Below are 12,488 nucleotides of genomic sequence, written 5' to 3'. Positions count from 1 at the left end.
AGGAATGAAGGAGAATTGCATCTCAATATTTTGAGTTCCACAAATACTAACTTTTTTTTCAAAAATTCACTAATTCACAACTCACTAAATCACTAAATCACTAAATGAACAACCCACTACTCTCAATATATATTCTATGAATTTACAGTTAAAAAAAATACAGCATATTGGTATTCCTGTTACAGATTTGGGGCGTTCAATTCATTTTTATGAAGGCTTAGGATTCAGGAATGTTATGTCGTCGACTTTCGAGCATGCCGACGGGCAAGGGCAAGTAGCTATGATGCAAAGCGGTGATATTATCATAGAGATTTATCAAATGCCTGCTACAGTATTGACCGAAATCGCTACCCGAAAAGATGGTCATGTCGACCATCTGGCTTTTGATGTAGCCGATATAGATACTGTATTTCAGCTTTTACAACAAAATGGTTATCAAATATTAGAAGAAGCTCCTGTTTTTTTACCTTTTTGGCAAAACGGTTGTAAATACTTCAATATACTTGGCCCAGACGGCGAGCGATTAGAGTTTAACCAAATACTATAGAAAGTTTATTTTATTATTTGCGATTTTATTTATCTATCAAAATTTGTCTTCCTAAAAATATGTCAAACTCAACTTTACAAACGGCTCCACATATTTGTTGCTTTGGAGAAGTACTTTGGGATATGCTCCCGTCGGGTAAACTCCCAGGAGGAGCTCCAATGAACGTTGCTACCCATCTACAAAATTTGGGAATTCCAGCCAAAATGATTAGCCGAGTTGGGAATGATACTTTGGGAGAAGAAATAAAAGCATTTCTTCAATCTAAAAACTGTACAACTGATTGGATTCAAACCGATGAAAATGCGGCTACAGGTTGGGTAAAAGTACAGCTTTCTGAAAAAAATGAGGCCAGTTATACCATTGTACACCCTGTGGCATGGGATTTTATCGAAGCTACTGCTGCCACACAGCACTTGGTAAATACTGCATCTGCGATTGTATTTGGTACACTGGCTTGCCGAGACGAAGCTTCTGAAGGAGCATTGATTGCTTTGTTAGATAATATTCCGACAAACTCCAAAACGCTTAAAGTTTTTGATGTCAATTTGCGTCCACCACATTATGCTAAAAAGCTTATCGAAAAACTTTTATCGTACGCCGATTTGGTAAAAATGAATGAAGATGAGCTAAAAATTATTGCAGGATGGTACAATATAGAGGGTAGCGAAGAAAGCCAATTGAGTGCTTTACGAGCCACTTTCGGCTTACAAACGATTATCGTAACCAAGGGTGGCGATGGTGCTATTTTGTTACGCCAAGAAGACGATGGCCGTGTAGCATTTTATACCCAGAAGGGCTATTCGGTACAAGTAGCAGATACCATTGGTAGTGGCGATTCTTTTTTGGCAGGCTTTCTCAAAAATATTATGTCGGGACGTAGCTCGGAAGAGGCCCTTGATTTTGCTTGTGCATTAGGAGCAGTTGTGGCTTCGTACAGTGGTGCAAACCCTCCTATCACCGAACACCATATTGCAGCCATGCAGGCTACCAAACTCAAAGCGATAGCAGAATAAGCCTATCGCCCCAAAAATCTTATTACCTTATTATCTCCCTTAAAACTAAGTTCAATTCATTGGTACAACTTAAAAAATGGGCTATGGACACATAGCCCTGTTCCCAAAGCACACGTTAACCATTTTTTAATCTATCAACCATGTACCCAAAAGGTGCATGGTTGTGTTTTTTTAGCGCCACTGAACTATAGGCAAACCAGCATGTTGCCAAGCATCCAGACCTCCCTGTAAATTGTAGACCTCCTGAAAGCCTAATTGTTGCATCAGTTCTACGGTTTGACCACTTCGGCCGCCAACGGCACAATACACAAAAATAGGCTTTGTTTTATCTAATTTTTGTAGTGATTGCTCAAAATCAGGAGCCATGAAGTCTAGTTGAATAGCTCCCTTTATGATGCCACGAGCTACCTCTTCGTTGGTACGTACATCCAAAATTATTTTCTGAGGTGTTTTAGCCATCAAATCACTAAATTCATCTGGAGCTAAATCATGGGCATTTTCAGGATGCTGACAGGCCAACATACTCCATAAAAAGAAAATAGCAACCCCTATTAATTTTATATTCATTTCAGTTTTATTATTTTTTATCTACAAACATGCTCTTTATTTTTTCAAAAAGCTGTGACAAATGTTACATAATTTAATAACTACTCTCACATAACAACTATTTTTATCAAGGTAGTGAGCTGAAAGATAAAAACCGTTTTAATGGAAGGTTTGGTTGATAAAATTCCTGCAACACTATTATAAATCAGGATTTTTAAGATGAATGCAGCTTTTTGACTATGCTTCTAATAAAAGCTTGCTTATTATACAGCTCCATTGCTACTTGATTATCAAAACCCTATACTAAAATCCTCAACCTAGTTATTCCCCAACATCAGCTAATTGACAAAGCACTTTTGTATCTTTGCATCCTTAAAGTATTTATCAACAAAACCCCAACCATTCCTTTGAACAATTTTATTCAGCAATATAAGAAAGAGTTTATTGCCACCCTCAATTTAGCACTTCCTATTATTACAGGCCAAGTCGGCGTAATGTTAATGGGTTTTGCCGATACCGTCCAAGTAGGACGTATGAGCCAAGGAGCTGTACAAGCCTTGGCAGCATCGGCCGATGCCAATGGTATTTTCTTTATTATTGCCATTATTGGGTATATCTGTTTACAAGTAGTAGCTCCTTTAGTTTCTTCAGCACAATCAGCCAATCAACCTGCCGAATGTAAGCAGTTACTCAAAGCAAGCATTATTGTTTCACTGATAATCAGTGTTTTATGTGGCACTTTGATTATAGTTTTAGGATTAAATATAGAGTTACTTCGCCAACCTATCGAAATTAAAGCCATAACCCAAGAATACCTTTGGATTATTGTGGTATCGATTATACCTTCTTTTATTTTTTCGGCTATCAAAAGCTTCACCGATGGGTTATCTTATACAAAAGTAGCAATGTATATTACCCTGAGTGCTTTGATTTTGAATATCATTCTTAATCATATCTTGATTAATGGTTGGGGTATTATTCCTGCCTTGGGACTCAACGGGGCGGGCTATGCTACCCTCACAGCTAGAACTTATATGGCAATAGTCCTTATTATTTATACTTTCAGGAGTAGTCTTTTCAAGCCTTATTTAGACGCTAAAATTGCAGTAGACCACACCAAAACACTGGTAATAAAAATTCTTAAACTTGGTATTCCTAGTGGTTTTCAGGGTTTTAGTGAAGTAGCCGCATTTTATGGTGCTGTGGTTATGATGGGTTGGATTAGCCTACATCATAAAGCTGCTCATCAAATTGCTATTGGCTTTGTATCGCTAACTTATATGGCAGCAACGGGTATTGCTGCGGCTGGGGGTATTCGTGTGGGAATGGGTATGGGCGAAAGAAACAAAACGGCCGTTCTCAAATCAGGTACTGCCGCCTTGCTAATGGGTATTATTTTTATGGGAATTTGTGGCCTTATTTTCCTTACTTTCAACGACTTCTTGGCAAGTTATGTCAAAGATGAAAGGGTGATTACATTAGCAGCCGAACTAATTATTTGGGGGGGCATTTTTCAGCTATTTGATGGTATCCAAGCTGTAAGTTTGGGTATTCTTAGAGGAATCGCCGATGTAAATATTCCTACGGCTATTACTGTAATTGCTTACTGGATTGTGGGCTTACCTTTATGCTATTTGCTGGGTTTTAGCCTAAAGCTCGAACATATTGGGATTTGGATTGGCCTTACGCTAAGCCTAATGGTGTCGGCAGGGCTATTGAGCTGGCGTTTTTATAAAAAAGCCAATGCTATGAAATTGTAATTATAGCATAAATAGCTTGTATAAAAAACACGAAGTTTCTTCAAAAAATAGCTTTATGAAACTTCGTGTTTTTGTATACCGATAAATACCTTATGTACTAAGTTTTTTCAAAAACCTATACAGTCTATTTACCTAAGGCAATTTTGAGATGAGCCAAATGGTGCTGACCATGCCAAACACCCATATCCAAAGCATCGTTGAGGGATAAATAAATTTTGCGAATAGGATGGTAATAGCCTTTCTGAAAATCTTCTTCTGACATTTGGTCTAGCAAATATCCCCAACGCTGGTGCGTTCCTTCCAATAAAGTTAAAGAAAACTCAATGGGTGCATTTTTGGCTTCATCCAAATTAGCCCAAGCATCTATTTTGGCCACTACAGCTTCAGAATTGGCTTCGGTAAGAGCGTGCTTAAAACGAATATAGTGCAAAATGTGCATATCGGCTACATGATGAATCAATTGGCGAACTGTCCAGCTACCTTCTCGGTACTGTTTCAACAAATCTTCATTGCTTAAATTGGCCGTAATAGCCTTATATTGAGCTGGGATTGTTTTGAGGATAGCAATTTTTGCTTGAATTTCGTCCCAAGAATATTGCTCTTGGGGAGTCCATTTTCCAATAGGAAACTGTAATGCTTGTAATTCCATAAGCTGATTGATTATTTTGGAGAGGCTATACGGTTATGCCTTTTGATAAGATAACGCACAAAAGTAAAAAAGCTTTCCATCACTGGAAAGCTTTTTATGATTACAATACAATATTTACGATACGCTTTGGTACAACAATCACCTTTTTAGGTTGTTTGCCATCTAGCCATTTCTGTACTATTTCGTTGGCCAATACACCTGCCTCAATATCCGAGCTTGGCGTATCAACAGCAAAAGAAATATTTGTTCTTACTTTACCATTGATAGAAATTGGGTATTCAAAATTAGCTTCTACCAAATACGAAGGTTCAAATTTTGGGAAAGATGCTTTTGAAACAGTTCCAGCTTCATGCCCCAACAAAGCCCATAATTCTTCTGATAAGTGCGGTGTGTACGACGACATCAAAACAACTAATTGCTCTAAAATTTCTTTCTTAGAGCATTTCAACGAACTCAAGTCGTTCACACAAATCATCAAGGTAGACACAACGGTATTGAATGAATAACGCTCTAAATCGTCTTCAATCTTTTTGATAGCCGTGTGCAATACCTTCAATTCGTCTTTGGTAGCTTTTTCGTCTTTTACTTTCCAGTTGCCCTGTTCGTCATAAAACAAACGCCAAACTTTTTTGATAAATCTGAAAGAACCATCAATACCGTTGGTATTCCAGGGTTTGGCTTGTTCTAATGGCCCTAAAAACATTTCGTACAAACGCAGCGTGTCGGCTCCTACTCTGTCTACCAATACATCTGGATTTACGACATTGTATTTTGACTTTGACATTTTTTCAACCTCGACACCACAAACATATTTATCGCCAGCCTCAAGGATAAACTCGGCCTCTGCAAAATCAGAACGCCAAGCTTTGAAAGCTTCAATGTCTAAAACATCATTATTTACAATATTTACATCTACGTGCAAGGGTGTTACTTCGTGTTGGTCTTTCAATCCTGCCGAAACAAATACAGGTTTTTTGCCTTCACCTACCGATGATTTTACACGATACACAAAGTTGGAACGCCCTTGAATCATACCTTGATTAATCAATTTTTTGGCAAATTCTTCTTCTTTTACCAAACCTAAATCTTTCAAGAATTTGTTCCAAAAACGGCTATATAATAAGTGTCCCGTAGCGTGTTCAGAACCGCCAATGTACAAGTCTACAGCTTGCCAGTAATTGATAGCCTCTTGGCTAGCAAATTCCTTTTCGTTCTGTGAGTCCATATAACGATACCAATACCATGACGAACCTGCCCAACCTGGCATAGTACTTAGTTCGTATTCGTATTTATCTTTGTATTTCCAGCCAGTAGCACGCCCCAAAGGAGGCTCACCTGTTTCGGTTGGTAAATATTTATTGATAGCAGGCAATTCTAAAGGCAAGTCGGCCTCGTCAATCAAATAAGGCAAACCCTCTTTAAAATATACTGGCACAGGTTCGCCCCAGTAGCGTTGACGGCTAAATACTGCATTACGCAAACGGAACTGTGTTTTTCCTTTTCCTAAGCCTCTTTCTTCAAGCCATTTTGTCAAAGTAGCCGTGGCTTCTTTGTATTCCATACCATTGATAATCCCCGAGTTGATATATTTTCCTTCTTTGGTATTATCGGCTTGTTTTTCAATATCTTTCTGAGCATCCAAAATCGGAATAATAGGCAAGCCAAAATGCGTTGCAAAATTCCAGTCACGTTGGTCGCCCGAAGGTACACCCATTACAGCACCCGTTCCGTAGCCCGCCAATACATAGTCGGCCAAGAAAATAGGCACTTTTTCGTCGTTGAAGGGATTGATTACATAACTACCTGTAAACGCCCCCGACACTTTTTTCACTTCCGAAACTCGGTCTAATTCAGAACGAGATTTTGCCCAATTAACATATTCTTCTACTTCAGCTTTTTGAGCTTCGGTTGTCAAAAAGGGTACATATTCGTGTTCGGGGGCTATCACCATAAAGCTTACCCCAAAAATAGTATCGACACGTGTCGTAAATACCTCGATATATGCTGGAGCACCCTCTGTAACTGTTTCTGGAGCTACCTTAAAGCGAACCGAAGCCCCTTGCGAGCGGCCAATCCAGTTGCGTTGTTGTTCTTTGATAGCATCCGACCAGTCTACTTCCTCAAGGCCATCAATCAGGCGGTTGGCATAGGCTGTAATTCGCATAGCCCATTGCTTCATTTTTTTCTGTTCAACAGGGTATCCTCCACGTTCCGAAACACCGTCTTTTACTTCGTCGTTGGCCAATACTGTTCCCAAAGCTGGACACCAGTTTACCACCGATTCGTCTGGGAACGTTAAGCGGTACTTCAATAGCAACTCTTGCTGCTCGTGACCCGACATATTATTCCAATCTTCGGCTGTAAAAATAGGGGTATCTTCGTCGCAAGCAGCATTGATATCTGCATTACCCAACTTACTGAATTGAGTTACCAAACCCGAAATAGGTAAAGCTTTGTCAGCGTCTTTGTCGTAATAATGCTTAAATAATTGCATAAAAATCCACTGCGTCCATTTATAAAATTTAGCATCGGATGTTCTTACCTCGCGTGACCAGTCATAGCTAAAGCCAATTTGTTTTAGTTGACGAATATAAGTAGCAATATTTTCTTCGGTGGTAATAGCAGGGTGTTGTCCTGTTTGAATGGCATATTGCTCGGCAGGAAGCCCAAACGAGTCGAAGCCCATTGGGTGCAATACGTTAAATCCCTTCAAACGACGGTAACGACTAATGATGTCGCTGGCAATATATCCTAGTGGGTGGCCAACATGCAAGCCTGCACCCGATGGGTACGGAAACATATCCAAAACATAATACTTAGGTTTTGAATGGTCTATCTCAGTCTTGTAAGTTTGGTTTTCATCCCAAAAATTACGCCATTTCTGTTCTACTTCTCTAAAATTGTATTCTGCAGACATTTCTTCTAAATGTTGAATGAGTTAAGGATAAAGTGGATTGCACTTTACACTCGAAAATTTCTGCAAAATTACAGATTTTTTATGGGAAAAGACTTGCTTGCAGAAACAGATAATCAAAATAGATATGGATAAATCGCTTTTTTATCAAAATCTAACACATTATTTCTTTACGAGTATAGGATAAAACAAGGAATGTTACTTTCTTGCCTTTGCAAAGGCACAACTATTAGCCCCTACAAATAGTACAAAAAATGCTATAAGTATTTGTGCTTATTTGAAGCGTATATCTTTCGCAAAAATGGCGTATTCAGTATTTATTAGGCTTTTTCTAGCTGATTATTATACGTTTTAGGAAATCTAAAAAAAAGACAATTACAACGTAATATATTACCTAAAAAATTCAGAAAAACAACTTATTTAAAAATAACACAAATTTTATTTTGTTTTTATCTTATTTTAAAATACTATTACTATATCATTCCACATACTTCCAAAGATTATACTGAATAAAATATTATAAAAAGAATGAAAACTAAGTATAAACAATCATTCTGATGTAGTAAAAAAATAACCATTTTTATAGTTTACTTCCAAAAACAACTCTTTATAGATCATATAACACTGTTGATATTTGAGGCAGACAAACGTCTGTTTAATGATATTGAATACCCCCTTTTTACTGGGAGTGATGTTACTTTTTTTACCTTAACGAATCATCCATTTTTTAACAAGTCCTTAAATATCAAATTGGCTCGATATGGTATTACATATCACTAAGATTGGTATTGAGCCCATTTATTTTTAGTCAACGTTTACTCTTGTACGTTATACGAGGGGTGTCCCACTTTTGCCATAAATTATCATTCAAACACTATCATTATGAGGAAATTAATACTAACTATTATCGGATTCTGTACATTTTTGCTGGGCTGTAATATGGTAAATGCCCAAAACAAACTATTGACTGGAAAAGTCAGCGATACCAAAGACCCCATGCCTGGGGTAACAGTGGTGCTAAAAGGCACAAAAATTGGCACTGTTACCAACGAGGCAGGTGAGTTTAAACTGAATGTTCCTAAATCTGGCGGTACGCTAACGTTTTCGTTTGTAGGGTTTACGAGCAAAGATGTAGAAATAGGCAATAATACAACTTTCGATATTTTACTTCAATCAGACATTACGCAATTGGCCGAGGTAGCAGTAGTAGGCTCACGAAATGCCAGACGTACCCAGCTCGACACACCCGCACCTGTCGATATTATTTCGGTAGCCGAAATTTCATCAACAATGCCTCAGCCAGATTTGGCTCAGATGCTAAAACAAATTGCGCCCTCATTTAATGCTCTTCAGGCTATTGGAGGCGACCTAGATTCGCACGTGGTGCCTGTTCAGCTCAGAAACCAACCACCCAATCAAACCCTTTTGTTGGTCAATGGTAAACGCCGCCACGTTTCGTCATTGTTGCAGCTTTATAACAAAACAGGCCCATCTACATCGGCCGACTTAATGACGATTCCTTCTATTGCCGTCAATAAGGTGTCTATTCTGCGTGACGGAGCTGCTGCTCAGTATGGCTCAGATGCCATTGCAGGGGTTATGAACCTTGATTTAAAAAGTAGTGTCAACGAGCTAACTGCTAGTTATTACACTTCGATTTTTAAGGCTGGCGATGGGCTTACCAATCAGTTTATGGTCAATTATGGCTTACCATTGGGTACAAAAGGTGGTTTTATCAATATTTCGGGCGAATTTACACACCGCAACAAAACCTCACGTACACCCGACGGTGGCTATAATGGGTCTATTTATGGCAATGCGTATTTGAACAATACTATCAAAGACGAATACGGAAAGATTATTGTGACCAACCCCGAAGCTCTGGCCAGTCCCGACAATGCTGCTTTAAAAACCGATGAAGGTTTGTTAAAGGCCAGAGGCTTAACACGCGACGATTTTCAAATGATTAATGGCTTGAGCCAAATGACCAACGGTACAGTTTTTGCTAATTTAAGCCTCCCTATTTCATCTACAAGTCGTTTTTATGCCTTTGGTGGGCTCAATTATCGCAATACTCTTAGTGGCTGTTATTATCGTTTTCCTCGCCAGCTCGACCGCTCAAATTATGCTGTATATCCTAACGGATATTTGCCCCAGTTAACCTCAAGTATTGCCGACAAGTCGTTGTCGATGGGTTTACAAGGAAAAATTGGCGTATTTGATATTGATTTTAGTAATACTTTTGGCTCAAGCAACTTTGACTATGGTATGACCAACACACTCAATGCGTCGTATGGCTCGGAGTCGCCAACAACCATGAGCTTAGGAGCAAATACTTTTACCCAAAATACAACCAGCTTGGCCTTTTCTCATTATTTTAACGACCCCCTCAATGGGGCGGTAAAGGGTATCAACGTGGCTTTTGGTACTGAAATGCGTGTCGAAAACTTTGCGATCAAACAAGGCCAAGAAGAGTCTTATACAAAAGGAACAGCAGGTATTTTTGTAGCTCCTAGCGACAACTTTAACTATACCCAAAATATCAATCCCGATGTAAAAGACGACAAAGGCAACGACATTATTTTATCAAGAAAAGGCGACAAATTAGACTTTAAAAACTATTCGGCAAACTGCCAATGTTTTAGGGGCTTTGCTCCCAATCAAGCTATAGATGCCAAACGAGATGTGGTAGCGGGGTATGTCGATGTAGAAGTAGATGTTAACAAAAAACTCTTGCTGGCCGCAGCTACTCGTTTTGAGCGTTATAGCGATTTTGGTAGTGTAATCACTGGAAAGTTTGCAGCAAGATATTCTATTTTTGACAATTTCAATATCAGAGGTTCTGTAAGTAATGGTTTCCGTGCTCCTAGTTTACATGAATTATACTATGCCCAAACCTCTACGGTATTTACGCCACAAGGTGTACCATTCGACGTAGGTTTCTTTACCAACGAAAGCTCGGCAGCAAAGGCTTTGGGTATTCCTAAATTAAAGCAAGAAAATTCGCAAAATGCAAGTTTGGGTTTTGCTCTACAACCTCTACAAGGCTTAGAAATTACTACTGATGCCTATATTTTTACGGTAAAAGACAAAATTATCTTGACAGGCAACTTTGAAGGACCAGCAGTGGGCGGTCGTTTAAAAAGCGTTATTGGCGAAGGGGCCGCTCAGTTTTTCACAAATGGTGCCGACGTAAAATCAAAAGGGTTGGATTTGGTAGTCAACTATACCAAAATGTTGGGTACTAAAAAGATGATTGCCACTTTTGCAGGCAACTGGAACAAAGTTGAATTTGTAGCGGTTCATCCAGCCAAATTAAATGTAGGAACAGATGGTACATTGACCGAAGCCCAAATTCAAGATTTGTATTTGAGCCGTTCGGTACGAGCCAGCTATGAAGAAGGTAACCCTCGCCAAAAATATATTGCCTCGTTTACATTGCTCGACAAAAAATGGTCGGCTATGGTACGTGGTATTTATTATGGCTCGGTGTATTCTCGTAGTTCGTACGACGATGGCAACGGCAACTACTATGACTATAAACTAGCCGCTCGTACAACAGTAGACCTGAGCCTGGGATACGAGCTTATTAAAGGACTTAAACTATCGGTTGGTGGCGACAACTTATTTGACGTGTACCCAACCAGAATATTACCAGACTTGACAGACAACAACCGCTTTGGTTATGAAAACTACCAAATGGGTTTTCAAGGTGCCAGTTATTATGCCCGCTTAAACTATAAATTCTAATAATGAACCAATTCAACTAATACTATTTTAAACTTGATTACATCCACAGCCGACTATCATTTGTTATGGTCGGCTGTATTTTTGTATCCATACAATACGCTTATTATCAATACTTTCAGAATAAAAAGTTAGTACAGTTGTTTTGGAAGGTTGCCATTGCTTACTAACTAGCACATTTATTCGTCTGTTTCAGAAGTTCAAATAGCTTTATTTTTAAACCTTAACGTTTTGGCCTTATTGATAGCTCATCAAAAAAACACTTTGTATCTTTGCAGATTAGCAAAAGCCTATTAAATTTGTAGACATTATTGACTTTATAGATAAATGACAGACCAGCAATCTCAAGAACAGCAAATAAACTTACCTAAAAAATCGTCCAAAAACCCCTTTGAAGAGGCTATTGTAAAAATTTGGCAGCGAGAAAGAACAGCCGCCGAGATAATCATTCACATTTTTAATGCCTTGGCATTGATGGTGGTAGGGCATTTTTTATTCAAATATCTTACTGTACAAAATATCACTACAGCTTTTAACGAAGTAACCTCCGACATCCTATTCTATATTATGGCAGGCTTTATTGCCCAAATGGTAGATGGAGCTTTGGGAATGGCTTATGGGGTTACGGCATCTACGTTTTTGGCCAATGTGGGGGTTTCGCCAGCCGTTATTAGTATGAGTGTTCATGCTTCTGAAATCTTTACAAGTGGAGCGTCGGGCTATATGCACCTCAAATTTGGCAATGTCAACTCAAAGCTATTCAAAGCCGTATTGATTCCTGGTGTTATTGGGGCTATTTTGGGAGCTTATTTGTTATCGACTTTGCTAGAAGACTACATTGGCTATGTCAAGCCCGCAGTTTCTTTTTATACACTTTGTTTGGGTATTTTGATTATCAGAAAAGCCTTGATTAAACGCCAAAAAAAGAAACCTATCAAATTAATTGGTCCTTTGGCGTGGTTTGGTGGATTTATGGACAGTATTGGCGGTGGCGGCTGGGGGCCAATTGTTTCCTCAACATTGATTGCTTCAGGGCGACACCCTCGTTATACGATCGGTTCGGTTAACTTGGCCGAGTTTTTTATCTCACTTTCATCATCCCTTACTTTTATCTTTGTTATTGGTTTTTCGCAATGGCAGGTAATTTTGGGTTTAATACTTGGAGGAATGGTTGCGGCTCCTATTGCGGCTAAATTAGCTACCAAGCTTCCTACAAAAGCTTTAATGATAATGGTTGGTATTGTCGTAATATTAGCGTCATTGAAAAAGATTCTAGGATAAGCCTCAAACAATATTTTATACTAAATCTAAA

Annotated in this window: 8 protein-coding genes; 5 read left to right on the top strand and 3 right to left on the bottom strand. The window is 38.8% G+C overall.

All coding sequences use genetic code 11. The features are described from left to right. The first annotated feature begins 136 nt into the window (after positions 1–136). Positions 137–547, top strand: coding sequence for a VOC family protein (locus tag FLEMA_RS0102995; RefSeq protein WP_026994176.1), 411 nt, complete (start codon positions 137–139; stop codon positions 545–547). A 59-nt stretch (positions 548–606) separates the two neighbouring features. Continuing rightward, the gene (locus FLEMA_RS0102990) at positions 607–1,560 is read left to right on the top strand and encodes a carbohydrate kinase family protein (RefSeq protein WP_044170693.1); all 954 of its coding nucleotides are present in this window, start codon (positions 607–609) and stop codon (positions 1,558–1,560) included. A gap of 171 nt (positions 1,561–1,731) precedes the next feature. Here the strand turns inward: FLEMA_RS0102990 and FLEMA_RS0102985 are convergent, their stop codons facing one another. Continuing rightward, the gene (locus FLEMA_RS0102985; protein WP_052353932.1) at positions 1,732–2,127 is read right to left on the bottom strand and encodes a rhodanese-like domain-containing protein; all 396 of its coding nucleotides are present in this window, start codon (positions 2,125–2,127) and stop codon (positions 1,732–1,734) included. A gap of 386 nt (positions 2,128–2,513) precedes the next feature. Here FLEMA_RS0102985 and FLEMA_RS0102980 point away from each other — a divergent pair, with 386 nt between their 5' ends. Next, the gene (locus FLEMA_RS0102980) at positions 2,514–3,866 is read left to right on the top strand and encodes an MATE family efflux transporter (RefSeq protein ID WP_026994173.1); all 1,353 of its coding nucleotides are present in this window, start codon (positions 2,514–2,516) and stop codon (positions 3,864–3,866) included. A gap of 124 nt (positions 3,867–3,990) precedes the next feature. Here FLEMA_RS0102980 and FLEMA_RS0102975 read toward each other — a convergent pair whose 3' ends face one another. Both FLEMA_RS0102975 and leuS read right to left on the bottom strand, forming a co-directional pair. Beyond that, positions 3,991–4,515 (bottom strand): YfiT family bacillithiol transferase, encoded by a 525-nt coding sequence (locus FLEMA_RS0102975; RefSeq protein ID WP_026994172.1) that lies wholly within the window; start codon positions 4,513–4,515, stop codon positions 3,991–3,993. Positions 4,516–4,615: 100 nt separating this feature from the next. Beyond that, complete coding sequence (gene leuS, locus FLEMA_RS0102970; protein ID WP_044170690.1) at positions 4,616–7,432, bottom strand: leucine--tRNA ligase; 2,817 nt, start codon at positions 7,430–7,432, stop codon at positions 4,616–4,618. Between the two features lie 879 nt (positions 7,433–8,311). Here leuS and FLEMA_RS0102965 point away from each other — a divergent pair. Then, positions 8,312–11,179: a TonB-dependent receptor plug domain-containing protein gene (locus FLEMA_RS0102965; protein WP_044170688.1), complete on the top strand. Its 2,868-nt coding sequence runs from the start codon at positions 8,312–8,314 to the stop codon at positions 11,177–11,179. Between the two features lie 324 nt (positions 11,180–11,503). Next, entirely contained in the window at positions 11,504–12,457 is a 954-nt protein-coding gene (locus FLEMA_RS67330) for a sulfite exporter TauE/SafE family protein (protein WP_044170685.1), read from the top strand. The last annotated feature ends 31 nt before the right edge of the window (positions 12,458–12,488 follow it).

This window comes from Flectobacillus major DSM 103 (assembly GCF_000427405.1).
Taxonomy (GTDB): domain Bacteria; phylum Bacteroidota; class Bacteroidia; order Cytophagales; family Spirosomataceae; genus Flectobacillus; species Flectobacillus major.
This window is presented reverse-complemented; position numbering and strand designations above follow the sequence as displayed.